This window comes from uncultured Sulfitobacter sp. (assembly GCF_947500075.1).
In the GTDB taxonomy this organism is placed as follows: Bacteria; Pseudomonadota; Alphaproteobacteria; order Rhodobacterales; family Rhodobacteraceae; genus Sulfitobacter.
This window is the reverse complement of sequence record NZ_CANMQS010000001.1, coordinates 958,228-982,763: the sequence shown is the minus strand read 5'-3', so window position 1 is coordinate 982,763 and position 24,536 is coordinate 958,228. Positions and strand designations below refer to the sequence as shown.

25 protein-coding genes are annotated in these 24,536 nt (G+C 63.0%); 8 read left to right on the top strand and 17 right to left on the bottom strand.

What is annotated here, in order from left to right; genetic code table 11:
* Positions 1-6: 6 nt before the first annotated feature.
* The 7 genes from Q1A91_RS04770 to pnp all read right to left on the bottom strand — a co-directional run bounded on the left by Q1A91_RS04770 (position 7) and on the right by pnp (position 8,555).
* The gene (locus Q1A91_RS04770) at positions 7-2,442 is read right to left on the bottom strand and encodes an FAD-dependent oxidoreductase (protein ID WP_299873567.1); all 2,436 of its coding nucleotides are present in this window, start codon (positions 2,440-2,442) and stop codon (positions 7-9) included.
* A 137-nt stretch (positions 2,443-2,579) separates the two neighbouring features.
* On the bottom strand, positions 2,580-3,548 hold the full coding sequence (locus tag Q1A91_RS04765; RefSeq protein WP_299873564.1) for a LysR family transcriptional regulator: 969 nt from the start codon (positions 3,546-3,548) through the stop codon (positions 2,580-2,582).
* A gap of 114 nt (positions 3,549-3,662) precedes the next feature.
* Positions 3,663-4,865, bottom strand: a complete 1,203-nt coding sequence (locus Q1A91_RS04760; protein WP_299873561.1) for a M24 family metallopeptidase — start codon at positions 4,863-4,865, stop codon at positions 3,663-3,665.
* A gap of 267 nt (positions 4,866-5,132) precedes the next feature.
* Complete coding sequence (locus Q1A91_RS04755) at positions 5,133-5,279, bottom strand: PEP-CTERM sorting domain-containing protein (protein ID WP_299873558.1); 147 nt, start codon at positions 5,277-5,279, stop codon at positions 5,133-5,135.
* A gap of 27 nt (positions 5,280-5,306) precedes the next feature.
* Positions 5,307-5,978 (bottom strand): SGNH/GDSL hydrolase family protein, encoded by a 672-nt coding sequence (locus Q1A91_RS04750; RefSeq protein WP_299873555.1) that lies wholly within the window; start codon positions 5,976-5,978, stop codon positions 5,307-5,309.
* Positions 5,926-6,195 (bottom strand): hypothetical protein, encoded by a 270-nt coding sequence (locus Q1A91_RS04745; RefSeq protein WP_299873552.1) that lies wholly within the window; start codon positions 6,193-6,195, stop codon positions 5,926-5,928. Before Q1A91_RS04745 ends, Q1A91_RS04750 begins: the two co-directional genes overlap by 53 nt.
* Positions 6,196-6,419: 224 nt before the next feature.
* Complete coding sequence (gene pnp / locus Q1A91_RS04740; protein WP_299873549.1) at positions 6,420-8,555, bottom strand: polyribonucleotide nucleotidyltransferase; 2,136 nt, start codon at positions 8,553-8,555, stop codon at positions 6,420-6,422.
* A gap of 545 nt (positions 8,556-9,100) precedes the next feature.
* Between pnp and Q1A91_RS04735 the strand changes: the two genes are divergently transcribed.
* Positions 9,101-9,481, top strand: a complete 381-nt coding sequence (locus tag Q1A91_RS04735; protein ID WP_299873546.1) for a DUF1304 domain-containing protein — start codon at positions 9,101-9,103, stop codon at positions 9,479-9,481.
* Positions 9,482-9,545: 64 nt separating this feature from the next.
* Here the strand turns inward: Q1A91_RS04735 and Q1A91_RS04730 are convergent, their stop codons facing one another.
* Complete coding sequence (locus Q1A91_RS04730) at positions 9,546-10,661, bottom strand: serine/threonine protein kinase (RefSeq protein WP_299873543.1); 1,116 nt, start codon at positions 10,659-10,661, stop codon at positions 9,546-9,548.
* A 109-nt stretch (positions 10,662-10,770) separates the two neighbouring features.
* Between Q1A91_RS04730 and Q1A91_RS04725 the strand changes: the two genes are divergently transcribed.
* From Q1A91_RS04725 to Q1A91_RS04715, 3 genes are all read left to right on the top strand, one after another.
* The gene (locus Q1A91_RS04725) at positions 10,771-12,165 is read left to right on the top strand and encodes an amidase (RefSeq protein WP_299873539.1); all 1,395 of its coding nucleotides are present in this window, start codon (positions 10,771-10,773) and stop codon (positions 12,163-12,165) included.
* A 144-nt stretch (positions 12,166-12,309) separates the two neighbouring features.
* The gene (locus Q1A91_RS04720; RefSeq protein WP_299873536.1) at positions 12,310-12,651 is read left to right on the top strand and encodes a helix-turn-helix transcriptional regulator; all 342 of its coding nucleotides are present in this window, start codon (positions 12,310-12,312) and stop codon (positions 12,649-12,651) included.
* Positions 12,648-13,115 (top strand): SRPBCC family protein, encoded by a 468-nt coding sequence (locus Q1A91_RS04715; protein WP_299873533.1) that lies wholly within the window; start codon positions 12,648-12,650, stop codon positions 13,113-13,115. The genes Q1A91_RS04720 and Q1A91_RS04715 overlap by 4 nt, the downstream gene beginning before the upstream one ends.
* A gap of 359 nt (positions 13,116-13,474) precedes the next feature.
* Here Q1A91_RS04715 and rpsO read toward each other — a convergent pair whose 3' ends face one another.
* The 8 genes from rpsO to rbfA all read right to left on the bottom strand — a co-directional run bounded on the left by rpsO (position 13,475) and on the right by rbfA (position 19,758).
* Positions 13,475-13,744, bottom strand: a complete 270-nt coding sequence (gene rpsO / locus Q1A91_RS04710; protein WP_299873531.1) for a 30S ribosomal protein S15 — start codon at positions 13,742-13,744, stop codon at positions 13,475-13,477.
* Positions 13,745-13,922: 178 nt separating this feature from the next.
* Positions 13,923-14,999 carry a calcium-binding protein gene (locus tag Q1A91_RS04705; RefSeq protein ID WP_299873528.1) on the bottom strand — a complete coding sequence of 359 codons (1,077 nt, stop codon included), beginning with the start codon at positions 14,997-14,999 and terminating at the stop codon, positions 13,923-13,925.
* A gap of 97 nt (positions 15,000-15,096) precedes the next feature.
* On the bottom strand, positions 15,097-15,615 hold the full coding sequence (locus Q1A91_RS04700) for a DUF1643 domain-containing protein (RefSeq protein WP_299873525.1): 519 nt from the start codon (positions 15,613-15,615) through the stop codon (positions 15,097-15,099).
* Between the two features lie 86 nt (positions 15,616-15,701).
* On the bottom strand, positions 15,702-16,190 hold the full coding sequence (locus Q1A91_RS04695) for a hypothetical protein (RefSeq protein ID WP_299873523.1): 489 nt from the start codon (positions 16,188-16,190) through the stop codon (positions 15,702-15,704).
* A 360-nt stretch (positions 16,191-16,550) separates the two neighbouring features.
* Positions 16,551-17,465 (bottom strand): tRNA pseudouridine(55) synthase TruB, encoded by a 915-nt coding sequence (gene truB / locus Q1A91_RS04690; protein ID WP_299873521.1) that lies wholly within the window; start codon positions 17,463-17,465, stop codon positions 16,551-16,553.
* A gap of 148 nt (positions 17,466-17,613) precedes the next feature.
* Complete coding sequence (locus Q1A91_RS04685) at positions 17,614-18,405, bottom strand: crotonase/enoyl-CoA hydratase family protein (protein ID WP_299873518.1); 792 nt, start codon at positions 18,403-18,405, stop codon at positions 17,614-17,616.
* Between the two features lie 199 nt (positions 18,406-18,604).
* On the bottom strand, positions 18,605-19,345 hold the full coding sequence (locus Q1A91_RS04680) for a phosphodiester glycosidase family protein (RefSeq protein ID WP_299873515.1): 741 nt from the start codon (positions 19,343-19,345) through the stop codon (positions 18,605-18,607).
* On the bottom strand, positions 19,342-19,758 hold the full coding sequence (gene rbfA, locus Q1A91_RS04675; protein WP_299873512.1) for a 30S ribosome-binding factor RbfA: 417 nt from the start codon (positions 19,756-19,758) through the stop codon (positions 19,342-19,344). The genes Q1A91_RS04680 and rbfA overlap by 4 nt, the downstream gene beginning before the upstream one ends.
* 90 nt (positions 19,759-19,848) lie before the next feature.
* Between rbfA and dapB the strand changes: the two genes are divergently transcribed.
* Both dapB and Q1A91_RS04665 read left to right on the top strand, forming a co-directional pair.
* Positions 19,849-20,667, top strand: coding sequence for a 4-hydroxy-tetrahydrodipicolinate reductase (gene dapB, locus Q1A91_RS04670; protein WP_299873509.1), 819 nt, complete (start codon positions 19,849-19,851; stop codon positions 20,665-20,667).
* A 100-nt stretch (positions 20,668-20,767) separates the two neighbouring features.
* Positions 20,768-21,121 carry a dihydrodipicolinate reductase gene (locus tag Q1A91_RS04665; RefSeq protein ID WP_299873506.1) on the top strand — a complete coding sequence of 118 codons (354 nt, stop codon included), beginning with the start codon at positions 20,768-20,770 and terminating at the stop codon, positions 21,119-21,121.
* A gap of 18 nt (positions 21,122-21,139) precedes the next feature.
* Here the strand turns inward: Q1A91_RS04665 and Q1A91_RS04660 are convergent, their stop codons facing one another.
* The gene (locus Q1A91_RS04660) at positions 21,140-21,331 is read right to left on the bottom strand and encodes a DUF1674 domain-containing protein (protein ID WP_299873503.1); all 192 of its coding nucleotides are present in this window, start codon (positions 21,329-21,331) and stop codon (positions 21,140-21,142) included.
* 73 nt (positions 21,332-21,404) lie between these two features.
* Here Q1A91_RS04660 and Q1A91_RS04655 point away from each other — a divergent pair, with 73 nt between their 5' ends.
* Positions 21,405-22,673, top strand: a complete 1,269-nt coding sequence (locus Q1A91_RS04655) for a transcription antitermination factor NusB (RefSeq protein ID WP_299873500.1) — start codon at positions 21,405-21,407, stop codon at positions 22,671-22,673.
* A 103-nt stretch (positions 22,674-22,776) separates the two neighbouring features.
* Positions 22,777-24,525 (top strand): heparinase II/III family protein, encoded by a 1,749-nt coding sequence (locus tag Q1A91_RS04650; protein ID WP_299873497.1) that lies wholly within the window; start codon positions 22,777-22,779, stop codon positions 24,523-24,525.
* Positions 24,526-24,536: the final 11 nt, after the last annotated feature.

Genomic DNA, 24,536 nt, shown 5'->3' with positions numbered 1-24,536 from the left:
CCGCCCCTATCCGCGCATCAGGCTGTAGCTGGGATCATAGGGTGACGGGGTGATGACCTTTGCGCGCAGGATCTGTCCGCAGATGTCCACGTGCAAGGCGGTGCCGATGGCGCTTTGGTCGGTGTCGACAAAGGCGTAGGCGAGGTTTTTGCCCGTGCGGTGGCCCCAGTCGCCGGATGTGATGGTGCCCACCACCCGGTCGCCCACCATGACGGATGCACCACCGTGCGCAGGGGCTTTGGTCGTGTCGATGTCGAGGGTGATGAGGGCTTTGGTCTTGCCGGTCTTCTGCCGCTCCAACAGGGCGTCGCGACCGATGAAGTCACCTTTATCGAGCTTCACAAAGCGGTCGAGCCCGGTTTCAAAGGGGTCGAATTCGGTCAGCAGGTCGGCTTTCCAGTGCAGGAAGCCTTTCTCCATCCGCATCGACTCGACCGCGCGGGCACCAAAGAGCTTGAGCCCATGCGCCTCCCCCGCTGCGCGCAAGGCCGTGTAGGCGGCGTAGAGCGATGCGTTGGGGATGTGGATTTCATAGGCCAACTCACCGGAGAAACTGACGCCGAGCACGGTGGCGGGGGCGTATCCGATGAAGGCTTCGCGGACGGACAGCCAAGGGAAGGCGTCCTTTGACCAGTCGCCGCGCGCGCAGGCGGTCAGGACGTTGCGCGCTTTGGGGCCTGCAAGGACGAGGATTGTCTGGTCGTTCGTGAGGCTGTGGATCTGCACGTCTTCGTCTGGCCGCAGGTGTGCCTGCAACCAGTCCATGTCATGATACTCCGCCGCCGCTGCTGATCCGTACCAGACGCGCGCCGGGCCGCGGTCAGAGGTGGGGATGTTGGCGATGGTGGCTTCGCCTTTGATCATGCCGTGGTGGTTGAGCAAGTAGCCCAGCCCCACACGGCCGTCGCGCTTGGTCACGGTGCCGCAGAACATCCGGTCGAGGAAGCTGTGGCGGTCGGTGCCGGTGATCTCAAACCGGTTGAAACCGTTGACTTCGCACAGGCCCGCGTTCTGCTGCACGTTTGCCACTTCGGCGGCGACCACGTCGAAGGTTTCGTCGAAATCGAAAGTCAGGGAGGGATGGAAATCCGGCGCAGGCTTGATGTAGTCCACCCGCTCCCAACCGTTCACGACGGTGAATTCGGCGCCTTCGGCGGCCAGAACGGGGGTCAGCGGTGTGGTCTTGGCGTTGCGGGCGGCGGGGCGGTGTTCGTGTGGGAAGTGGAAGCGGAATTCGTTCTGGTAGTCTTCGATGGCTTTCAGGGCAGTGACTTCGACATTGGCGTGCCCGGTGAAGCGGCGCGGGTCGAGGCACCATGTGTCGTATTGCGCTTCGCCATGGACGATCTGCTGGGCCAGCAGCCAGCCGTGCCCGCCGCCTTCGCCAAGTCCTGCGCGCAGCCCGATGATACAGAAGGCGTTGCGTTTGCCGGGGATCGGACCCACCAGTGGCGCGCCGTCGATGGTATAGGTGATCGGGCCGTTGACGACCCGTTTGATGCCAACTTCGGCCAGCACGGGCATGCGTTCAAACGCGCCTTCCAGCACGTCCATCACCCGGTCCAGATCGTCGGGGCAGAGGTCATTGGTGAAGGCCGGGTCAATCCCGTCCATGCCCCATGTCTTGCAGTCCTGTTCGTAGAAGCCCACCAGCAGACCGCCCTTTTCCTGCCGGGAGTAATAATCGGAGATCGGACAGCGCAGGAGCGGCATGCGGTGGCCTGTCTCCGCGATGGCGGGGATGTCTTCGGTGACGAAATACTGATGCTCCATCGAGGCGACGGGGTGGTGTACACCCATCATGCCGCCCACTTCGTTGACCCGGTAGCCGCAGGCGTTCACCACGATGTCGGCGTCGATGCTGCCCTTGTCCGTCTCAACGGTCCATGTGTCATCGCGGTGCTGGGTCAGGCCGATGACGCTGGTGTGCCGGTAGACCTCCGCGCCTGCCTTGCGGGCGTGAAAGGCCAGGGCCTGACAGAGCTGCGCGGGGTCGATGTCACCGTCTTCGCCGTCCCACAGCCCGCCGATCAGATTGTCGGTGGAGATCAGCGGATGGCGGCGGGCGCATTCTGCGGCGTCGATCACCTCGTATTCCACGCCCATGCCCCGCGCCATGGAGGCGAAATGGCGGTAGCCCTGCATGTGCCCTTCGGTGTTGGCCAGCCGGATGCCGCCGTCACCGTGGTGATAGCCCACGGGATAGTCGGGATCGTCCCGCAGTTTCTTGTAGAGCGCGATGGAGTGGGATTTGAGGCCGACCATCGTCTGGTTCATGCCGAAGTTGGTGACCTGTGCCGCCGAATGCCATGTGGTGCCGGAGGTCAGTTCATCCCGTTCGATGAGCACGACATCGGACCAGCCTTCCTGCGTCAGGTGGTAGAGCGTTGAACACCCGGCGATCCCACCGCCGATGACGGCTACTTTGGTGCGCGATTTCATGGGCTCTCTCCTGCGGTGCTGCGTTTGTGGAGGTAGGCAGGCTTCGTGCCGGAACATCAATACTGGGGTTGGTAAATCCTACCTATTGGGAAATGTATTCCGGGTTTTTCGGAATTGATGCCGTTGATAGGGAAGGGTCAGTCGATCAGCGTGAATGCACCCTCCAGCCAGGGGATCTGCGCGCACATGGGGGTGATCACCTGATCTGTCAGAACCTGCCGGACGCGGGCATTCACCCGGTCCACCACACCGCTGGCGCAATCCGGCGTGGCAACAATCGACAGGGTGCGGGAGAACTTCTTGCCCGGAAAGGGATGCACGCTGAGCGCGGGTTGAAACCGTCTGGCGCGGGACAGCAAAAGCGGCGTGGTGATCGTCCAGCCGGCCCCGCCTGCGATCATTGCCATCAGGGTGTGGTTGCTGTCGCATTCAAACTTGTGGGGCAGGGACATGCCCAGACGGCTCAGCTGCGCTTCGATCTGCCGGGCGATGATCAGATGGCGGGAGAACTGAAGAAACGGCAGTTTCGCGCGGCCTTCGATAACCTCTGTCAGGGTGGCGGTGGCATGTGCGGGCAGGACAATGACAAAGGGATCGCGCAACAGGGGCAGGTCGCGCAGGCCTTTGTCGGCCGCCTCCAGACATGTGGTGATGGCCAGATCAAGCGCGCGGTTTTGCAGGTGGGTCAGCAGGTCGCGGCTGGTGGCGATCTGATAGAGGAAATCGCATTTCGGCATCTGTTCGGACAGATGCACGGCAAGGTCGGGGGTGATGTCGACCTCAAAATCCGCGATGGTGCCGATCCTGAGAAACCCGGCTGCATCGGCGTCCACAGCGGCGACTTCAGCCTTCGCCATGCGGATTTTCAGCAAAGGATCTTCGATGCTGCGCAGAAATTTCAGGCCCCGGTCCGTCAGGACCAGTGGTTTGCGCGTGTGGTCGAAAAGGGCCACGCCCAGTTCTTCTTCCAGCCCCCGCAGCCGGTGTGACACGGTGCTGATTGACAGACCCGTCGCCTCTGCCGTGGCCTGAAGCGAGCCTTTCAGGGCGAAGATCTGGAACAGCTCCAGGCCTTTGAGGTTCAGGGGGAGGCGGGGGTCAGGCATCGGGTCCTCAGATGATGGATGGATCGTGGTGAGCATAGATGCCTTGGAGAGAAACGACCATGTGCGGCGTTGCAAAGGGCCACGGTGCGCGTGGCCCTTTGCTGGTGCCATGGGTCAGGCGATCACGTTGGTCTCCGGCCCATACGGGTAGCCGGTGATGTTCTCGTTGCCGTCTTCGGTGATCACCAGAATATCGTGTTCCCGGTATCCGCCTGCACCGGGCTGGCCGTCGGGGATGGTCAGCATCGGCTCCATCGAGATGACCATGCCCGGCTGCAGCACGGTGTCCACGTCTTCACGCAGCTCCAGCCCCGCTTCCCGGCCATAGTAGTGGGACAGGACACCAAAGGAATGGCCATAGCCGAAGGTGCGATACTGAAGCAGGTCGCGGTCCGCAAAGAAGCTGTTGATCTGCTCTGTCACGTCCGCGCAGCTGGCACCGGGTTTGAGCAGGCTCAGCCCGTATTCATGAGCGGCGACATTGGCGTTCCAGATATCAAGGCTGGCCGGATCGACCGTTTCGACAAACAGCGTGCGTTCCAGCGCGGTGTAATAGCCGTTGATCATCGGGAAGGTGTTGAGGCTGAGGATGTCACCGGGGCTGAGGTGCCGGCCGGTCACCGGGTTATGCGCCCCGTCGGTGTTGATGCCGGATTGGAACCAGACCCAGGTGTCGCGGTATTCGGCATCGGGGAAACGTCTGGCAATCTCCAGTTCCATTGCGTCGCGCCCTGCCATGGCAACGTCGATCTCCCGCGTGCCGGGTTTGATGGCATCGCGGATGGCGTAGCCGCCAACGTCGGCCACCTGTGCACCCTGTTTGATCAGCGCAATCTCGGCGGGGGATTTGTGCATACGCTGTTTCATCGAAACGGCGGCCATGTCGGTGGTGCTGCGGGGTTGGAGGAACTCCTCCAGCAGCGCCTGTTGCGCACATGTCAGGTGGTCGGCCTCATACCCGATGGAGGTGCCGGTGCCCGTGACCGACCGGATCGCGCGCCAGTAGTTGTGCCGCTGCCAGTCGGTGTAGGTGATGTTGTCGCCGTGCGAACGCCGCCAGGGCTGGGCGGCGTCGATGCCTGCACTGATGGTGACACTGTCGGTGGCCGTCACCACAAGCGCATAGGGCCGCCCGAAGGCGCAGTAGAGAAACCCGCTGTAGTAGGCGATGCAGTGCATGGAGGTGAAAACGCAGGCCTGCACGCCGCGTTCCGCCATGGCGCTGCGCAGCACTGACAGGCGGGCCTCATATTCGTCTGGGCTGAAGGGGAGGGTCTTCTCCCCCTGATGAAAACGGTAGTGGTCTGGACGGTCCATCCAACGGCTCCTCACTTGAGTGCCGCCGCGGAATGAGGAAGCCGGTCTCCCTCAACCGCAGTGGCGGCAAAGAAAAGTCCCGGCGTTCAGGAAGGTGAAACAGGGTGTGCACATCCGTGCTGGCGACGCCATCGCCGACCCTGTTTCCGGGATATACCGATGATAGGGCGCACGGCAAGGATTTTGCGCCCTGTTGGGAGGGTCAGATACAACAAGGGCGGCACCGGGGTGGCACCGCCCTGCCGTTCAGTTGTGTTTCGCTGTGGCTCAGGCAGCCATCCGGCGGCGGCCTGCGGCGGCAAGACCACCCACTGCAAACAGCGCAAGCCAGAAGGTTGCGGGCAGCGGAACTGCGGCAACCACGGTACGGATGTTGTTCGCCGTGATCTTCTGCGCGACCTGATTGGGGTGCACCGCATCGGTGAAGAACAGCAGGTCTTCCTATTCTGGGGTGCAGGTGAAGGGGTTGTCCGTCGAATTCAGGCTGACCGTGCAAGGCTGCGTCAGGCTGGCGAAAGGATAGTCACCGGGGTTCGCAAACACATCCTTTGAGACGGCAAAGGCATCATAGTCGATGATGCGAATGCCGAGGTCTTCTTCGATCAGATCAAGATTGGATTTGAGTTCGAGGTTGAACTGTTGGGTCGCGGCGGAGGCCGCAGCGGAGGCGGCGGCAGCGACCTGCTGTGCGGCTGCAAGTTCTTCCGGGGTTGTTGCTCCAAGCGTGAGCAGACTGGAGTAGGCCGGCGTGTCACCCAGATCCGGCAGGTTGGCGACAAGGAAGTCGTCAAACATGCCCAGCGGGGAGGTTGCCAGACGGGTGATGCCATCAGCCACGGATTTCGCTGCTGCGGCGATGTCCGCAGGTTCGAAGCTGGCGAAGAGGTCATTGCCGCCGAACCAGACGGCGACCAGCGGGTTGTCACCGGGCGTGGGGCCTGTGCCTTCGGGGGTGGGAGGCGTTGTGAAGTTCTGCGGCAGCCCAGTGTCGGTGACAAGCGCGTTGAAGAACGCGTTGATCTGGCCGTTGAAAGTGGACAGCGGTGTCAGCGTCGCGGTGTCATTTGCGGTGGCCCCCCCCCACGGCGAGGTTGCCGCTGTCTTTGCCTGCATCGGTGAAGTCCTGCGCGATGTGCTCCGCCCAGACCGGCCCGTTGGAGAACCGCCCGCCTTCGCTGGGCGGTGTGGCGGGCAACTGCCCGAACTTGCCGTCATCGCTGAGGCTGTCGCCAAAGACGTAGAAGCTGGAGTAGCGATCGGTGATGGATGTGGCGCTGGCTGGTAGTGCCATAACGGCGACCAGTCCGGCGGCTGCCAGATGTTTGTACATGATTCCCCTCCCAAAGGATATTTGGAAGGAACCTTAGCGCCTTACGCGCAAGTCACCTAACGTAACCTAGGGTAAATGTGGCGGAAATGTGGCGGATTTCCGCGGTTTGCTGTGGTCAGGGCCGATTGCCCAGACGAGAGCAGCTTCGGCATAGAGCCGTTGCCCACCAAAAAAGCCCCGGCGTTTCCACCGGGGCTTTGATCAGATCAGCGGTGGGACTGAAATCAGTCCTCCGCTTTTTCCTCTTTCTTCATCTCTTCGCCGGTCTCCTGATCGACGACTTTCATCGACAGGCGGACCTTGCCGCGGTCGTCAAAGCCCAGCAGTTTGACCTTCACTTCCTGGCCCTCTTTGAGGACGTCGGAAGGGTGGTTCAGACGGCGGTTTTCGATTTGGGACACATGCACCAGACCGTCGCGCTTGCCGAAGAAGTTCACGAAAGCACCGAAGTCGACGATTTTGACAACCGTACCGGTGTAGATCGCGCCCTCTTCAGGTTCGGCCACGATGGCGTGGATCATGTCGTAGGCTTTCTTGATGCTGTCGCCGTTGGGCGATGCGATCTTGATGATGCCTTCGTCGTTGATGTCCACTTTGGCGCCGGAGACTTCCACGATCTCGCGGATGACTTTACCACCGGAGCCAATGACTTCGCGGATCTTGTCGGTGGGCACCTGCATGGTTTCGATGCGTGGTGCGTGCTCTGAGAATTCGGCGGCACCGGTGATGGCTTTGGCCATTTCACCCAGGATGTGCATCCGGCCATCTTTGGCCTGTGCCAGCGCCTTCTCCATGATCTCGGGCGTGATGCCCGCAACCTTGATGTCCATCTGCAGAGAGGTGATGCCGTTCTCGGTACCGGCCACTTTGAAGTCCATGTCGCCAAGGTGGTCTTCGTCGCCCAGAATGTCCGACAGGATCGCGTAGGAACCGTCGTCTTCGAGGATCAGACCCATCGCCACACCGGCCACGGCGGACTTGAGCGGCACGCCCGCGTCCATCATGGAAAGGGAGCCGCCACAGACGGAGGCCATGGAAGAAGATCCATTGGATTCAGTGATTTCCGAGACAACACGCACGGTGTAGGGGAAATCCGTCGCGGCAGGCAGAACGGCCTGAAGGGCGCGCCATGCGAGCTTGCCGTGACCCACTTCGCGGCGGCCGGGAGGGCCCACGCGACCCACTTCACCAACCGAGTAGGGCGGGAAGTTGTAGTGCAGCAGGAAGTTGGATTTGAAGTTGCCGTGCAGGGCGTCGATGAACTGCTCATCATCGCCGGTGCCGAGGGTTGTGACCACCAGACCCTGCGTCTCACCACGGGTGAAAAGCGCGGAGCCGTGGGTCCGGGGCAGGATGCCTGTTTCGGAGACGATGTCGCGGATCTCATCCGTTTTACGACCGTCGATGCGCTTGCCGGTTTTGACCACGTCACCGCGCAGGATGGAGGCCTCAAGACCTTTCATGGCGGAGCCGAGGTTCGGATCTTCAAGCTGCTCTTCGGTGAGGGCGGCCTTGATCGTGTCGCGGGCGGCGGAAACGGCAGATGTGCGTTCCTGCTTGTCCGCGATGGCGAAGGCGGCACGCATCTCTTTTTCACCGGCTTTTGCCACGGCTGCGGACAGGTCGGAATAGTCTACAGGCTGGAAATCAAAGGGTTCTTTGGCGGCATCTTCGGCCAGATCAATGATCAGGTCGATCACAGGCTGGAAGCTCTCGTGGGCGAATTTCACCGCACCGAGCATCTCTTCTTCGGTCAGCTCATAGGCTTCGGATTCAACCATCATCACGGCGTCTTTGGTGCCGGCGACAACCAGATCCAAGCGCTGATCGGGGTTCAGGCGCAGGTCCTGCATGTCGTCGACGGTGGGGTTGAGGATGTATTCGCCATCCTCAAAACCGACGCGGCAGCAGGCGATGGGGCCCATGAAGGGCGCGCCGGAAATGGTCAGGGCGGCAGAGGCCGCGATCATGGCGACCATGTCGGGGTCGTTGACCAGATCGTGGGATAAAACCGTACACATAACAAGGACTTCGTTCTTGAATCCGGGCACGAACAGCGGGCGGATCGGACGGTCGATCAGGCGGGCTGTGAGGGTTTCTTTCTCGGTGGGGCGGGCCTCACGTTTGAAGAAACCACCGGGGACTTTACCCGCGGCGTAGTATTTTTCCTGGTAGTGGACAGTCAGGGGAAAGAAGTCCTGACCGGGCTTTTGCTTGCGTGCAAAAGTGACGTTGGCCATGACGCTGGTTTCGCCCAGCGTGGCAATGACGGAACCGTCTGCCTGTCGGGCAACCTTGCCGGTTTCGAGTGTCAGCGTTTCCTCGCCCCACTCGATCGATTTTGTTGTTACATTGAACATCTAAGTTTCCTGTGTTGGCCCGGTTGGGCCATTTGCATAGGGGCCGTATTACCCCTGACCGCGGTATCTTCGTTTGGGCGGCGCTGCGGTCCGGGCGCCGGCATTCAGATGGAGGGCGTGTAGCGCAGAATTGGCGCGATGGGAAGGGTTGTGCGGGTGCAGCGCAACACCTGAGGAGAGGTGTGGCGCGAATCGGGGCGGGTGGCGCGTTAACACCTTTGTTTTGTGGCGTTTGGAGGGGGCACAGCCCGTACACGGGGTGTACACAACCTGTACACCGTTTGTGCACCGAATGGGGCGGCAAGCGGGGTTAACGGTGCGTGCGGTGGGGTTTGTTAAGGGAGGGTTAATTTTGGGGTCTGGTGGGACGTTGTGCGTGGGTTGTGGGCGTGGGGTGGTGCGCGGGGGTGGTGCGCAGTGAATGCGCACCCTACGAGGTTGGCGTGTGGGCGTGAATTCGCTTTAGAATTGATGTAAGCAGTTTCATGCGCGCCATGCAGCAGCTTCACAGACACTATGAACCGCGCTGAACTGAGGAGAAGAAGATGAAACGCCTTGCCTTGATACTTGTCGCACTCATATCGGCACTGCACTTTTACATCGCGTGGTTCGAGATGTTCGCCTGGACGACACGTGGGCCGAAAGTGTTCGACACTTTCCCGCCGGAGCTCTTTGAGCCAACCATCCAACTGGCGGCCAATCAGGGCATCTACAACGCTTTCCTGGCGGTTGGTCTTGCGTGGTCGCTGTTTATCAAAGACCAGAAATGGCAGTTCAATATTGCGCTGTGTTTTCTGGGGTTTGTTGCGGTTGCGGGCGTTGTGGCGTCGATCACGGTTGAATTGGGGACCGGGCTGCCGCAGCTGGTTCCGGCATGTGTTGCGCTGGCGCTTTTGATTGCCTCACGGGGCAGAAGCGGGGCGTAGCGGTTCCGGATGACAGGGTAAGGGGCTGCCATCCGGGGTATGTGGTGCGCCGTGAATGCGCAGCCTACGTGGAGAGGCTGGGGAAGTAATCTTCGCACGTCCCTTCGCGGTAGACGTCTGCGGTGCAGCAGTGCAACCCGCCGCCGAAAGCATAGGCGTCGCGCAGTTCGACCTCGACCACTTCTAGCCCGAGTTTGTCCATCTGTTCGGCCTGGTAGACCTCGGATTTCTCAACACAGACGGTTTTGGGGTCGAGCACCAGCACGTTCATCGACAGCCATGTGGAGGAATAGCACAGCGGTGGCGGCGTGTTGTGCGCGGGCTGGGCGGCGTCGACGATTTCCCAACCGTTGTCGTTGAACATCGCACGTTGATCGTCCGGCAGGCGGCGTTGCGGGTTGTTGAGGATCAGACCGGGGCGCAGGGGCGTAAAGGTCGCGTCGATGTGGATCGGGTAGGGGTCACCGGGGAAGTTGACGGTGTGCACGCGGTGATCGGGGAAATGGCGGCGGAGCCATTCGATGCCTTTGAGGTTCGTGGTGAAGCCGTGTTGCACCACGAGGTCGCGGCCAAAGCGCAGGACATCGGCGGCATCGAAGAGGGGTTCTTCCTCAGTCGTGACGAAGAACTTCTTTGCGGCCCATTCGAGGCGTTTGGCATCGCCGATTTTGTCAGAGAGGTAGTCGGGGTGGTAATCGGCGTCCGTCAGGCGCGGCTTGGGTGCGGATTCGTGGCGGAAGTTGGGGTCCTCGTTGAAGTATTGCTGCATCAGGGGCCGGTAGTTGAGGTATTCGAACCAGCGGCAGCGGTAGGACATGGTGGCTTCGAGCATCTCACTGCCCACGGTCAGGAGCACATCGCGCGGCGGCATGCAGCCGAATTGGCTTTCGGTGTGAAAGTCCGGCGTGGTGGCGGGTTTTGAATGGTCGATGGAAGTCGGGCGGTCGACGCGGATGCCACGGGCTTGCAGTTGTGCTGCAAAATTGTCGAGCAGTTCGTTGGCGCGGTCGATGGTTTCCTGCGGGCGGCGGCCCCATTGGCCACGCATGTCGCTGTCCTCGGGCACTTTGGCATCCAGCGCGGGTTCTTCGGGCGGGATGTGGCAATCATCGGCGCGGCCGACGATGACATGTTTGAGCGGGTCCCACTCATTCCAGCTGTTGACGATTGTGTTGGCCATGGTGGCACCCTCCCGCGTGGTTGTTCGACCAAATCCCCTAAGTCGAAATGCGCCCCTTCGCAAGCGGCGTTCTTCGTGGCAGCTTGGGCCGGAACAGGGAGAGCGCGAGATGGCATTGTTTGAACGGACAGGGACAGAGATTGCGGCGATGGTCCGCAAGGGGGAAGTGACCGCGCGGGAGGTTTGCGAGGACGCGCTCAAGCGGCTGGATGCGGTGAACGGGGCGATCAACGCGGTTGTGGCGCGGGATGATGAAGCGGCGTTGGCGGCGGCGGATGCGGTGGATCACGCGCGGGCGGCGGGGGAGCCGCTGGGCGCGATGGCCGGTGTGCCGGTGACCACGAAGGAGAACGTGGATCAGGCGGGGTTTGCCACGACCAACGGTCTGCAGGTGCAGAAGGATCAGGTGGCGGAGGTGGACAACCCGGTGGTGGCGAGCCTGAAGGCCGCCGGTGCGGTTATTGTGGGTCGGACCAATACACCTGCGTTTTCGCTGCGCTGGTTCACACGCAACTCATTACGCGGGCATACGCTGAACCCGCATAACCCACGTGTGACGCCGGGGGGATCCTCGGGTGGTGCCGGGGCGGCGACGGCGGCGGGGATTGGCGCGATGGGGCATGGCACGGATATTGGCGGGTCGATCCGCTATCCGGCCTATGCCTGCGGGTTGCAGGGGCTCAGGCCCACGCTGGGGCGGGTGGCGGCACGCAATGCCAGCGGGCCGGACCGGCATGTCGGGCCGCAGTTGATGGCGGTTTCAGGCCCGCACGCGCGGTCGGTGGCGGATGTGGCAATGACGCTGGAGGTGATGGCGGCCCCTTCGGTGGAGGATCCCTGGCATATGCCGGTGCCCCTGCGCGGACCTGCCTATGAGAAACGCGCAGCGCTCTGTGTCCGGCCCGAGGGGCTGGAGACCCATCCGCTGGTGGAGGCCGCTTTGCGCGATGCGGCGGCGCGGTTGATGGATGCAGGCTGGCAGGTGGATGAGGTGGACAGCCCGCCGTTCCGCGCCCCTGCCCGGTTGCAGGCGCAGCTGTGGATGGCGGAGATGGAGCGCGGCGCGAAGGCGGCGGTCGCGGCGGAGGCGGACCCGGATGCGACCTATGTGCTGGCGGAGATGTACAAGCTCACAGCGCCCCCTGATCGCGATGGGCTGCTGGATGCGTTGCAGGCGCGGCTGGGCTTTGCGCGGGAGTGGGAGCGGTTTCTGGCGCGCTACCCGGTGCTGATCTGCCCGGTGTCGGGCGAGCCGCCGTTCCCGGATTTGCTGGATCTGGAGGATTTCCCCCGCTGCATGGAGGCGCAGCTGACGCAGGTGGGCCTGCCGCTGATGGGGCTGCCGGGAATGTCGGTGTTTACCGGGTTTGGTGAGGGCGACGTGGGCCGCGTGCCCTTGGGTGCTCAGTTGATTGCGGGTCGGTATCGGGAGGATGTGCTGCTGGACGCGGCGGCGGCGATTGAAGCGCGGGGGGCGCGGATTGGGGTGGTGACGCCGGGGTGAGGGTTTGAGATGTGCCATTTGGCGAATGGCAGGAGGGAGTCCAACCTGCTCGTTCGTCAGGGTGCAGCGAACGACCGCTTACCAGTAACTTAGGGGTTTTCCTTAGTGTCTTGATCGGGCCTGCCACTTCCGTTACTTAGGGATATGTCTAAGTATGACCTGAACCTCGATCTCTGCTTTTCAGCACTTGGTGATCCGACACGGCGTATGATCCTTCAACGTCTTGCTCGTGGCGAGGCGACCGTGAGCGAATTGGCCCAGCACCATGACATGGCGCTGCCGTCGTTCATGGAGCATCTGAAGAAACTTGAAGCTGCCAACCTCGTCACATCGAAGAAGGAAGGGCGGACGCGGATATGCGAGTTGGCTCCGGATGCCTTTACGCCCGCAAAAGACTGGTTGAGAGAGCAGAGCGCGATTTGGGAAGGACGGCTCGACCGCTTTGACGATTACATCAAGAACCTCATGCAGGAGCGTAGCAAATGAACCTCGACCCTGAAACCGACCTGACTTTCACCCGCACGATCAATGCTCCGCGCGCCCTGCTCTGGGAATGCTGGACCACGCCGGAACACGTCAAGCATTTCTTTGTGCCCAAACCCCATGGCATCAACGCCTGCGAAATCGACCTTCGGGTCGGCGGCAAGTTCAACACAGTGATGAACGTTGAAGGTAACCTCATGGAGAACGAAGGTGTGTACCTCGAAGTCGTGGATGGCGAAAGACTGGTGTTCACCGACACTTACAGCGAAGGATGGAAACCTGCCGCTGATCCATTCATGACGGCGATCATCGAGTTTGCCGATGATGGAAACGGTGGCACGATGTACACCGCGACTGCCAGACATCGTTCGCCCGAAGCCCGTCAAAGCCATGAAGAGATGGGGTTCTATGATGGTTGGGGCACCGTCGCTACTCAGCTTGAGGAATATGCGCAATCACTCAAATAATCTGAAAGCGGACATTGCGCCGAAGTCGGCTTCGTCCCGCAAACCGGTTTTAGACCTGCTTGCTGGCGCACTTAAGCCAAGCCATCTCCGCAAGCCTTCCATTCTGGAATCCAGACGGCCCCCAATTTGACCCGCCACACGGAATCAAAGGCCGCCGTGCATCGCAGACCGCCCCGTTGCATCAAAGGTGCGCCATCTTTCTCGGCAAGACTCTGTTTTGACGGGCCGGCGATGCACGGCTATCGTCTCAACCACTCACAACCGCTTCGTCTTTGGTGGGGTCGTTTGCTACGCTCCAACAATAAAAAACCGCGCCCCAGAGGGACGCGGTTCAAACTCTTCCAAAACCGGAAAAACGCTTAGCGGCGCAGGCCCAGACGTTTGATCAGGTCCTGATAACGCGCTTCGTCCTTGGCTTTGGTGTAATCCAGCAGCTTGCGGCGCGTCGCGACCATCTTCAGCAGGCCACGGCGGCCGTGGTTGTCTTTCTTGTGGGTCTTGAAGTGTTCGGTCAGCGTCGCGATGCGCGAGCTGAGAACGGCAACCTGAACTTCGGGCGAACCGGTGTCGCCTTCCTTGGTGCCAAATTCTTTCATGATCCGTGCTTTTTCTTCGGGCGTAATCGACATCGGGGTCTCCTGTACAAAGGTTAAAGGGATGGCGCAGGCCGGGATGTCGTCCAGCACAGGCCCGTGGAGGCATCGGGGCTGACAGAATCAACCGCGATGGGGGCGTATAGGAAAATCTGCGGGGCTTGGCAAAGGGTTATTCGTCCTGCCGCGCGCAATACGCGCTGCGACCTGCCTGTTACGCGGCGTTCAGGTTCAGCCCTTCCATGGCGCTGAGCGGGATCAGCGCGATGTTGGCATCCTCAAGCGGGTCGTTGCCTGCGACCTGCGCCACCAACTGATCGCCCATCCAGACCTGCAACTGGCCTTCATTGTCCGGGTCCGGGGCAATGCGCACGTCGGGTTCAACCGCGCCCGCTGCGCTGTCGTCCCAGACGAAGAGCAGCGAATCCTCCTGCGGTTCATAGTCGAGGATCTGGGCCTGCTGGCCGGACTGGAGCCAATCCCCCAGCACGATCTCATCCGCGCCTGCGCCACCGGTCACGGTGTCGTCGTTGCCGGTCAGGATGGTGTCATCGCCCCCGCCGCCATTGAGGTAATCGCCTGCGTCCTGATCGACGATGGGCGCGGCGGTGGGGGCCTGTGCGATCTGTTCGGTATCCGGTTGCGCATCGCGTGGCGGTGCATCCGGTTCGGCATCACCCGGTTCTGCGGCATCTGGCGCTGCCGCCTCGGGGGTTTCGACAAACAGGCCGTTGATCACATCATCGCCCCAGCCGCCAAAGAGCGTATCCTCCCCCAGATCGCCGGAGAGCGTGTCATCATCAAGCCCGCCCTGCAGGGCGTCATCGCCCGCGCCCCCAAGGAGCAGATCTTCCCCGGCGGACCCTTGCAGGCTGTCGTCGCCGGCACCCCCCCACAGGGTGTCGTCTTCGTTGTGCCCGGCAAGCAGGTCATCGGCGTCGCCGCCAAACAGGCTGTCGGTGCCGTCTTCGCCATGCAGGCTGTCTGCCCCGTCGCCGCCAAAGAGCAGGTCATCGCCCAGACCACCGCGCGCCTCATCATCGCCGTCGCCTGCTGTGATCACATCGTCGCCACCGCCGCCATCGATCCGGTCCATGCCTGCATCCCCCGCCAGCGTATCGCTGAGGTCGGTGCCGGTGATCAGGTCGATCACGGGGGCGTCGCTGTTTTCCTCTTCCAGCTGCTGGCGGACCTCGTCGTTGTCGTCATCGGGTTCTTCGTCAGCGGTGATCTCCATATAGGCCACGGCGCTGGCGGCCATCAGTCCCATCAATCCTGCAAGAAGAAACATGTTCCGACACCTTTGCGAAAGGGAGTGCCGCGCGCACTCTGCCTTCGGTATTTGGGCACAGGGCCGCCGTGTGCGCAAAGGGATTTGGGTAAACTGGTTAAGCTTGGTTAACCCGCCAGGGCAGAGGGTGCTGGCTGTAGGGCAGGTAGAGCGGGTGGCGCGGGTGGCCGTGTTTGGTCAGGCCCAGATGGTAGAGCGGCGTGGGGCTTTGGGCCAGCAGCGCGGTCACTTCTGCGGCGCGGTTCAGATGCGCGCCGTGCACGCCCCAGGCGGCGATGATCCGGGTGGCGCGGGCGGCGGCTGCGGTCAGCACCGCGTCGTTGTCCGGCCCGGTGGGGGCTGCCGCGCGCCGCAGGTCGCGGGGATCGGTGGCGCGAAAGGCAAAAAGGTTGGTGATCTCGAACCCGCCAGCCTCAAGCGCACGGGCGCGGCGCTCACATCGCTCAATGGTCGGGTCATTGCGTTCCTCCGTGGCAGTGGAGGGGTTGAGCATGACAAAGTTGATCAGCGGACCAGCCGCATCCCAGGTGCGGGTCAGGCTGTAGCGATAGGCCTCGCAGTCTGAGTAAAGCGCGGCAGAGGCGGTCTGCCCTGCGGTATGGTGCCGGGTGATCATGCGTTCTGGTGGCATCGTGGCGCGGCGCATGCAAACGAAAACCGCCGCCTTCGGGGGGAAAGGCGGCGGTTCGGGGTGCGGTGGGGTCAGCCCAGTGCAATCGCGCGGCGGCGGGGCAGATCAAACACCAGTTTCTGGCTTTCGATCACGGCTGCCGCGACCAGGGCAAAGATCACGTGCCCCACAAGGGCCACCCAGGTGATGCCGGTGAAGCCGAGGAAGGCAGGCATGCCCGCCACCAGATGCGCCATGACGAACAGCGCAAAGACCCAGAGGGCGATGCCATAGACCGCAGCGGTGATTGACCAGTGCAGATTTGGCAGAAGGGCGCGCTGGACCGGGCGGGCGATCAGGAAGTACCCCAGCGTATAGGCGATCAGACCGGTGAGCGTGTGCACAAGATAGCCGGCCCCGGAAGGTGCTGCGCCAAAGACCTGCTTCAACGTGGCGCTGGCCAGCCCCACGGGGGCGAGTTTTGCATATCCCAGCAGCGGGCTGAGGCCCTGACCAAAGGCGTCAAAGGCCACTGTTGCAAGCGCGCCGGCGCTGAGAAGGGTCATGAGAGTGCGTGTCATCTGGTGTGTCTCCTGTTGAGGGTGCGTGTCTGCTGCATCCAAGATGGGAGGGATTTCCGCCCCGCAACAGAGGGCTCACGCAGGGATGAGCGCGCCCGCGCGCCAAGGCGTCATTCCTGAAACAATCGACCCGGATCAATGCCACCCGCGTGAGGCAGATGTCATTTTGTAACATTCCCGGCGGGCAGGGGTGGTGCATTGAAACAAATTATAGACCAAATGATCCCTAATTGCGGGTCCATCGCGATTCTCATGCTTCCAAATGGTTCAAAAAACCTCGGGAGTATGAGGGTCCGAGGACCCTCATCCCGCCGCCCCCCGAGGCGGCGGTGCCTCTCCACCCGCGCGACGCTGGGGGTTTTAGGGGTCGGCGCGCACAAACACCCGGCTGGGATGCAGCTCTCCGGCCTTGAAGCGGCCCACGGCCACGGCCTGTCCTTCAAAAGACGCCCAGCATTCATCGCCGTAGTCCAGGTCACTGGCGATCACCATGCCGGGGTTGCCGTTGCGCAGGCGGCTGGCGCCTTCTGCGGTGGCGGTGACCTGGGGCAGATCGGCAAGGCCCTCTTCCAGCGGGCGCAGATGGGCATCAAGGTCGGGCGTTCTGGCCAGCGCGTCGATCTGTTCGAGGGTCAGACCCTCCTCCGCGTCAAAGGGCCCGGACCAGATGCGGCGCAGGTGGCGGACATGGGCGTGACAGCCGAGCGCCGCCCCCAGATCGCGGGCGATGGAGCGCACGTAGCCGCCTTTGCCGCAGACCATCTCAAGCGCCACGTGATCGGCGTCGGGCCGGTCGGTGAGCAGAAGGCTCTCTACAAAGAGCGGGCGCGCGGCGAGGGTCATTTCCTCCCCCTCGCGGGCTTTCTTGTAGGCGCGTTCGCCGTCGATCTTCACGGCGGAAAACTGCGGCGGCACCTGTTCGATGTCACCGATGAACGCCGCCAGCGCGTCCTTGATCGCTTCATCGTCAGGGCGCGCGTCGGAGGTGGCGATGATTTCGCCTTCGGCATCATCGGTGTTGGTGGCCTGCCCCAGACGGATAATAAAGGTATAGGCTTTCATCGCGTCGGTGATGAAAGGCACGGTCTTGGTCGCTTCCCCCAGCGCGATGGCGAGCACGCCGGTGGCATCGGGATCAAGCGTGCCCGCATGGCCGGCTTTTCTGGCATCAAAGGCCCAACGGACCTTGTTGACCACGGCGGTGGAGGTCAGCCCGGCGGGTTTGTCGACCACCAGCCAGCCGGAAATGTCGCGGCCCTTGCGTTTACGTCCCATGGATGTGCCCTCATGCGCTGGCGCGCGGTTACGAATGTATCCCGCGCGGTTCCGCGCGGTCCTATCAAAGATGAGCGGGTGTGCAATGGCTTTGGCGCTTTGCGGTTGATTTGCCCAAGGCAGCCGCCGGACCGGCCCGCGATCCAGATCAGATGTCGCTGAAATCACCGCCACGGCCCTTGCCACCGGCAAAGCGGCTGGCGCCTTCGATACCGCGAGCGACTTCGCCCTTGCTGCCTTGCCACTCCTGTCGCAAGGCATCGCGCAGCGGCAACCCGTGCTGGGCCTGCACGGACCGTCGGTCCGCCCGCATGCAGTTCTGGGGGAAGCGCGCAATGTCATGGGCCAGCGCTTCGGCCCGGGCGCGTGCGTTGCCTGCGGGCACCACGTATTCGCACAGGCCGATCCGCAGGGCTTCCTCCGCATCCACACGGCGGCCGGTCAGGATCAGGTCCATCGCACGGCCTTCCCCGACAAGGCGGGGCAACCGCACCGTGCCGCCGTCGATCAGCGGCACGCCCCAGCGGCGGCAATAGATCCCCATGAAGGCGGTCTCTTCCATCACCCGGATATCGCACCACAACGCCAGTTCCATGCCGCCCGCCACGGCAGGTCCCGAAACGGCTGCAATCACCGGCTTGGAGACTTCCAGCCGACTGGGGCCCATGGGCGCCATCGGCGGGGCTGCGTCGGGCGGAAAGTCATAGGGTTCGAGCGCCTCTGCCCCCGCAAGGGAAGCCGCATGTTTCAGGTCCCACCCGGCGCAAAAGGCGCCGCCTTCGCCCCAGAACACAGCAACGCGGGCGGTGTCATCTGCGTCAAAGGCTTGGAACGCCTCATAGAACGCTGCGGCATTTTCGGGGGTCATGGCATTTCGCGCCTCGGGGCGGGCGTGGATCACGGTCCAGACCGGCCCGTCCTTTTCAATGCGCGTGTTCATGTCAGGCTCTCCCTGTTGCAGTGGTCGAGGAACCTCTGCCAAAAAACGACTTTCTGCGCGTTGTCAGGGGCCGTCAAAGCAGAGTTTGGCAGATGGATTGTGCGGGTGCATTACGTCCCCATCAGCCGCCCCACCATAGGGTTTTCGGCAGCAGGCAGGCAAGTCGCTTGCTTTTTGGTTCGACCCCACCAAGGCCGCCTTACTGCGCCGGTTCCACCACGCCGATGATCGGGCCAAGGCGGGTCCAGCCCGCATCGTCGCGGCCCAGATCGGGCGCGCGGATGCGGGAGACCTTGCCGTCGAAGTAGAGCGCGTTGTCGATGCCAAGGTGGTCGCGAAAGAGCCGTCCGAAGCTGTCGAAGTTCACGGTTGTGTTGGAGATGACAAAGGTCGCGCGGGTGCCATCCGCGCTGGTGCCGACGCCGTTGCGGATGAAACGCGAGGTGCTGTCGGGCAGGAAGCGGGGGTGCAGGGCACCGCCAATGACGAGCATTGGACCCGATTGGGTGGCGGAGGTGCAGGCAGGTTGTTCGGCGGCGTAGCGGCTGGTTTCGATCACATCCGCACGGCCTGTGCGCAGGCAGAGCACACCGTTGGGCAGCAGGCCGAAGTTGCCGGGGCCTTCGGAGGTGATCAGGCGCTGCACTTCCACGCCGTTTTCGATGTAGAGGCCCACAGGCGTGCGGTCTTCGTGGTACATGCCGGCGTTCATGGCAAAGCCGAGGCGCTGGCCCTGCGCCGCCAGTGCGTTGTCGATGGTGCTGAAGTAGCCGTAGGTTTCTCCCGCGTCATTGTTGAGAAAGAGCGAGAGGCGGTCGCGGGTCATGTCGACCTCGCAGATGGTGTAGGGATTGCCCTCGAACGTGTCGACGCGGCAGTCGGCGGCCATGGTGGATGTGGCAAAGACCATCGCCACCGGGAGGGCGGCGAGCGGTTTCATTCCTCGGGCACCTCATCGCGGGCTTGCGCGTCGCGCTGCACCCGTTCTTCGGACAGCATGCGGCGGGTGTCGTCCATCTGGTCGAAGGTTTCATCCAGACGGAAGCGCAGGTCGGGCGCGAATTTCAGGGTGAGTTTCTTGGACAGCATCCGCCGGAGTTCGCCTTTGTTGCGGGCGAGCAGTTGCAGCACTTCGTCCTGGCCCTCGCCGCCCAGGGGCAGCACATAGGCGGTGGCGATCTTGAGATCGGGGGAGGCGCGCACTTCGCCCACGGTGATGGACATGCGGTTCAGGTCAGGGTCGTGCACATCGCCGCGCGCGAGCACCTCGGACAGGGCCCGGCGGATGGTTTCGCCCACGCGCAGCTGTCGCTGGGAGGGGCCGGGGCCGTCATGAAACTTGTTCTTTGCCATGCCGTCCATTTAGGCAATCGCAACGGCTTTGCCAATGGGGGCTGCGCGGGCTACACCTGCGCGCAACGCAGGCCGGACGAGGAGCAGGACATGGCACAGACAGTGGGCGTTACCATTACAGGCGGATCGGGCCGGATGGGTCAGATGCTGATCGCGCAGGTGATCGCGTCGGAGCGGCTGCATCTGCATGGCGTGCTGGAGCGCAGGGGCCATGACTGGGTGGGCCGGGATGCGGGTGAGGCGATGGGGGGTGCGGCGCTGGGTGTGGTGGTGCGCGATGACGCGCAGGCCGCAATTGCCGGCGCACAGGCTGTGATAGATTTCACCGCGCCTGCCGCGACCTGCGCCTTTGCGCCGATTGCCGCGCAGGCAGGTGCCGTGCATGTGATCGGCACCACCGGCATGACGCAAGCCGATATCGGCACGCTGGCGGGACCGGCGCGGGAGACGGTGATCGTGCGGGCGGGCAACATGAGCCTTGGCGTGAACCTGTTGACGCAATTGACCAGGCGTGTGGCGGCGGCACTGGATGACGATTACGACATCGAGATCATCGAAGGACATCACAACCAGAAGGTGGATGCGCCATCGGGCACCGCCCTGATGCTGGGCGAGGCTGCGGCGGAGGGGCGCGGTGTACGGTTGAGCGATGTGTCCGACCGGGGGCGCGACGGGATCACCGGGGCACGCAAGCGGGGCGACATCGGGTTCACGGCCATTCGCGGCGGGGACATCATCGGAGAGCATGACGTGATGTTCGCAGCCGCAGGGGAGCGGATCGTTCTGCGCCATATCGCATCTGACCGGACCGTATTCGCGCGCGGCGCGTTGAAGGCCGCACTTTGGGGGCAGGGGCGTGCGCCGGGGCAGTATGACATGCTGGATGTGCTCGGGCTGGCCGGGGATTGAGTGGTTTTTCATCCATTCGTGTGAATTTTTTACACTGAGATGAAACCAATTCCTGTCATTGCGCGTATGTCTCTCATCACTGCGACGAAAAAGGTGCGCCATGAAAGCAATGATCACGACGATTTGTGCCGCAGTTGTCTGCGCCGCCCCTGCGTTTGCGGATTTTCAGAAGGTCGAAAGCCGGGAGGATTTCGTGGCGCTGGTGAGTGGCAAGACCCTGACGCGGCCTCTCGTGAGATTGCAGGTCAGCCCCAATGGCGAGATTTCGGGCAAGGGCGCGGCCTGGTCGGTCAGTGGCAAGTGGCAGTGGAAAGACGGCTATCTGTGCCGCAGCCTGGAGTGGGGCGGCGATGATCTGGGGTATAACTGTCAGGAAGTGAAAGCCAACGGCGGCCGGGTGCGCATCACATCGGATCGCGGTGCAGGTCAATCGGCGGATTTCCGGCTCCGCTGAGCGCGGTGCGGCCAGCGGTCAGAAGTCGACCGCGATCCCTTTCTTTTCCCAATCGCCGTAGCGGACAGGCTCAGGCCCGTCGCGCCCGCCTTTTTCAGGGGGCAGGGTCAGCTCTGCCGCCTTTTTGCGTCGCTCTGCCGCTTCGGCCAGGGCGCGTTGTGCTGCGGGGGGCAGGTCACGGGGGGCGTCTGGCGTGGCGTCGTCGGTCATATCTGTCCTCTTGAGCGGGTGATGGCTTTGATATACGCCGGATAGGTTGCGAAACAACCCAAAGGACTTCCCCATGGCCGATACCGGCGTACAGGCTCGTAAATCCGCCGTTTGGTTGCTGGATCAGATCACTGGCGATGCGCCGCGTCTGATGTCGGAGTTGCTGGCGGGGGGTGCGCTGGACAAGCTGCCCCCGGAGGATCGGGCAAGGGCGCAGAGGCTGGCGATGGAGACGCTGCGCGGGATGGAGCGGGCGGATCGCCTGTTGCAGAAGCATCTCAAGAAATACCCACCGCTGACGGTGCGCAATGTGCTGCGGCTGGGCACGGTGGAATTGTGTCAGGGTGGCGCGGCCCATGGGGTGGTCAATGCGATGGTCACACTGGTGTCCCAGCACCGCAAGCTGGGACACCTCAAGGGTCTGGTGAATGCGGTGTTGCGCAAGATAGCCGCCCAGGGGCCGGAGGCCTGGGAGGTGCTGCGCGCCCCGAGGCTGCCCAAATGGCTGCGCGGGCCGCTGGTGGCGGCCTGGGGGCCGGAGGCGATGGTCGCGATGGAGCAGGCGCATTTTGCGGGCGCGCCGCTGGATCTGACGGCGAAGGGGGATGCGGCGGCACTGGCGGAGGCTGTGGGCGGTGTTTTGCTGCCGACGGGGTCGGTCAGGTTGGAGCAGGCGGGGCAGGTGTCGGCCTTGCCGGGGTATGATGCCGGTGACTGGTGGGTGCAGGATGCGGCGGCGGCTTTGCCGGTGCGGATGCTGGCCCCGATGAAGGGCGAGAAGGTGCTGGACCTGTGTGCCGCGCCGGGCGGCAAGACCTTGCAGATGGCGGCGGCGGGTGCGGAGGTCACGGCGGTCGATACGTCCGAGGGGCGGATGGCGCGGGTGCGTGAGAATTTGAAGCGCACCGGGCTCAAGGCGGATCTGAAGGTGACGGATGCGCGGGCGGTTGACGGGCTCTATGACGCGATCCTGCTGGACGCGCCCTGTTCGGCGACGGGCACGATCCGGCGGCATCCCGATTTGCCTTTTGCCAAGAACGGGGATGAGTTCGGCGCGTTGATCGGGTTGCAGACGGAGCTGCTGGATCATGCCTGGACCTTGCTGAAGCCCGGTGGGCGGATGGTGTTTTGCACGTGCAGCCTGTTGCCCGATGAAGGTGAAGTGCAGGTGGATGAAGCCTTGGTGCGGCACAGCGATATGACGGTGGAGGCGGTGGATCTGCCCGGTGTGGACCCGGCATGGCGCAGCGAAGAGGGCGGTTTGCGCCTGCGGCCTGACTATTGGGCGGACCGGGGCGGTATGGATGGATTCTATATCGCGGTGCTGCGCAAGGCGGGGTGATTTTGCGGTGCCAATTGGCGGTGTGATGAAAGACGGTGACTCGCTGGCGCAGGCGGGGTAGACTGACCGGGAAACGCCGGCAGAGCGTCAAGGGCAGCGACGAATGACATCTATGGCCAGACTGAAAACGCGCAGCGCGCGGCTTCTTGATCTGTGGCACGCCCGTGCTGCGGTCCGCACGCGGGCGCATGTCAAAGGGTTCGTGTCCTCACCAGAACCGCGCACGATTGGATCGTTTGCGCGGGGGCGGCAGTTGATTGCCGGGAATTACCTGTTTGCGGGCACGCTGATCAATGCACCGGGCAAGACCCTGTGGGAGGTGGATGTGCCCAATGCGGCCTATGCTGCGGAACTGCACGGCTTTGCCTGGATGGATGATCTGGCGGCGGTGGGGGACACGGCAGCGCGGGAGGCGGCACAGGCCTGGGTCTGGGGCTGGATTGACGCGTTTGGTCAGGGCAGCGGGCCGGGGTGGACGCCGAACCTGACGGGGCGGCGGCTGATCCGGTGGATCAACCATGCGATTTTTGCGCTGCGCGGGGTCGAATCAGAAGACAGCAGGGCGTTCTACCGCTCGCTTGAGCAGCAGACGGTGTTTCTGTCGCGGCGCTGGAAAGCGGCGGCGCCGGGGTTGCCCCGGTTTGAGGCGTTGACCGGGCTGATCTATGCGGGATTGGCGCTGGAGGGGCAGGAGGCTTTGGCCGAACCGGCGATTCAGGCGCTGGCGAAGGAATGTGCCACGCAGATTGATGCGCAGGGTGGCGTGCCGACGCGCAATCCGGAGGAGTTGCTGGCGGTGTTCACGCTTCTCACTTGGGCGGCGGCGGCGTTGAGTGATGCGGGCAGGGGCACGCCCAAGCCGCATCTGGACGCCATTCAGCGGATTGCCCCGACGCTGCGCAGCTTGCGTCACGCAGACGGCGGGCTTGCGCGGTTTCACGGCGGCGGGCGCGGGGTTGAAGGCTGGCTGGATCACGCTTTGGCAGCTTCCAAGGTGAAGACGTTGCAGCCAGATGGGCTGGCGATGGGGTTTGCGCGGCTGTCGGCGGGGCGCACGTCGGTGATTATTGATGCCGATCCGCCACCCAAGGGTGCGGGATCGTCCAATGCCCATGCCTCCACTCTGGCGTTTGAGCTGACCTCGGGGCGGCGGCCGTTGATTGTGAACTGCGGATCGGGGGCGGCTTTTGGGCTGGACTGGCGGCGGGCAGGGCGCGCGACGCCGTCGCATTCGACACTCTGTCTGGGGAACCGGTCAAGCGCGCGGCTGGCAGACCCGGATCGCTACACCGGCGAAGAAGCCCTGATCGAGGGGCCGGTGCATGTGCCGGTTGAAATCGCGCCCGTATCTGACGGGATTTGTTTTCAGGGGGGGCATGACGGGTATCTGGCCTCCCACGGGATCACCCACGCGCGGCGGCTGGAGTTGACGCAGGACGGGCGGGGGCTGGCGGGGGAAGACATGCTGCTGGCCATGGAAGAGCCCGACAAGCGCCGGTTTGACCGCGCGCTGGACGATGGGAAGTTGCAGGGGCTGGGATTTGACATCCGGTTTCATCTGCACCCGGATGTGGATGCGACCATTGATCTGGGCGGTGCGGCGGTGTCGATGGCGCTGCGCAGTGGAGAGATTTGGGTGTTCCGCCACGATGGTGCGCATGATTTGCGTTTGGAGCCGGGGGTTTATCTGGAGAACAACCGTCTGAAGCCCCGCGCGGCACAGCAGATCGTGTTGTCCGGCACGACGTTCAACTATGCCACACGTGTCAGGTGGTCCTTGTCCAAGGCGCAGGAAACTGCGATTGGCCTGCGTGATCTCCATCAGGATGATCCCTATACCGACCCTGACTGACCACAAGGATG

Coding starts and splice junctions, on each gene's coding strand:
- Q1A91_RS04770 (WP_299873567.1), bottom strand. CDS start 2,442: ATGAAATCGCGCACCAAAGTAGCCGTCATCGGCGGTGGGATCGCCGGG.
- Q1A91_RS04765 (WP_299873564.1), bottom strand. CDS start 3,548: ATGCCTGACCCCCGCCTCCCCCTGAACCTCAAAGGCCTGGAGCTGTTC.
- Q1A91_RS04760 (WP_299873561.1), bottom strand. CDS start 4,865: ATGGACCGTCCAGACCACTACCGTTTTCATCAGGGGGAGAAGACCCTC.
- Q1A91_RS04750 (WP_299873555.1), bottom strand. CDS start 5,978: ATGCAGGCAAAGACAGCGGCAACCTCGCCGTGGGGGGGGGCCACCGCA.
- Q1A91_RS04745 (WP_299873552.1), bottom strand. CDS start 6,195: ATGTACAAACATCTGGCAGCCGCCGGACTGGTCGCCGTTATGGCACTA.
- pnp (WP_299873549.1), bottom strand. CDS start 8,555: ATGTTCAATGTAACAACAAAATCGATCGAGTGGGGCGAGGAAACGCTG.
- Q1A91_RS04735 (WP_299873546.1), top strand. CDS start 9,101: ATGAAACGCCTTGCCTTGATACTTGTCGCACTCATATCGGCACTGCAC.
- Q1A91_RS04730 (WP_299873543.1), bottom strand. CDS start 10,661: ATGGCCAACACAATCGTCAACAGCTGGAATGAGTGGGACCCGCTCAAA.
- Q1A91_RS04725 (WP_299873539.1), top strand. CDS start 10,771: ATGGCATTGTTTGAACGGACAGGGACAGAGATTGCGGCGATGGTCCGC.
- Q1A91_RS04720 (WP_299873536.1), top strand. CDS start 12,310: ATGTCTAAGTATGACCTGAACCTCGATCTCTGCTTTTCAGCACTTGGT.
- Q1A91_RS04715 (WP_299873533.1), top strand. CDS start 12,648: ATGAACCTCGACCCTGAAACCGACCTGACTTTCACCCGCACGATCAAT.
- rpsO (WP_299873531.1), bottom strand. CDS start 13,744: ATGTCGATTACGCCCGAAGAAAAAGCACGGATCATGAAAGAATTTGGC.
- Q1A91_RS04705 (WP_299873528.1), bottom strand. CDS start 14,999: ATGTTTCTTCTTGCAGGATTGATGGGACTGATGGCCGCCAGCGCCGTG.
- Q1A91_RS04700 (WP_299873525.1), bottom strand. CDS start 15,615: ATGATCACCCGGCACCATACCGCAGGGCAGACCGCCTCTGCCGCGCTT.
- Q1A91_RS04695 (WP_299873523.1), bottom strand. CDS start 16,190: ATGACACGCACTCTCATGACCCTTCTCAGCGCCGGCGCGCTTGCAACA.
- truB (WP_299873521.1), bottom strand. CDS start 17,465: ATGGGACGTAAACGCAAGGGCCGCGACATTTCCGGCTGGCTGGTGGTC.
- Q1A91_RS04685 (WP_299873518.1), bottom strand. CDS start 18,405: ATGAACACGCGCATTGAAAAGGACGGGCCGGTCTGGACCGTGATCCAC.
- Q1A91_RS04680 (WP_299873515.1), bottom strand. CDS start 19,345: ATGAAACCGCTCGCCGCCCTCCCGGTGGCGATGGTCTTTGCCACATCC.
- rbfA (WP_299873512.1), bottom strand. CDS start 19,758: ATGGCAAAGAACAAGTTTCATGACGGCCCCGGCCCCTCCCAGCGACAG.
- dapB (WP_299873509.1), top strand. CDS start 19,849: ATGGCACAGACAGTGGGCGTTACCATTACAGGCGGATCGGGCCGGATG.
- Q1A91_RS04665 (WP_299873506.1), top strand. CDS start 20,768: ATGAAAGCAATGATCACGACGATTTGTGCCGCAGTTGTCTGCGCCGCC.
- Q1A91_RS04660 (WP_299873503.1), bottom strand. CDS start 21,331: ATGACCGACGACGCCACGCCAGACGCCCCCCGTGACCTGCCCCCCGCA.
- Q1A91_RS04655 (WP_299873500.1), top strand. CDS start 21,405: ATGGCCGATACCGGCGTACAGGCTCGTAAATCCGCCGTTTGGTTGCTG.
- Q1A91_RS04650 (WP_299873497.1), top strand. CDS start 22,777: ATGACATCTATGGCCAGACTGAAAACGCGCAGCGCGCGGCTTCTTGAT.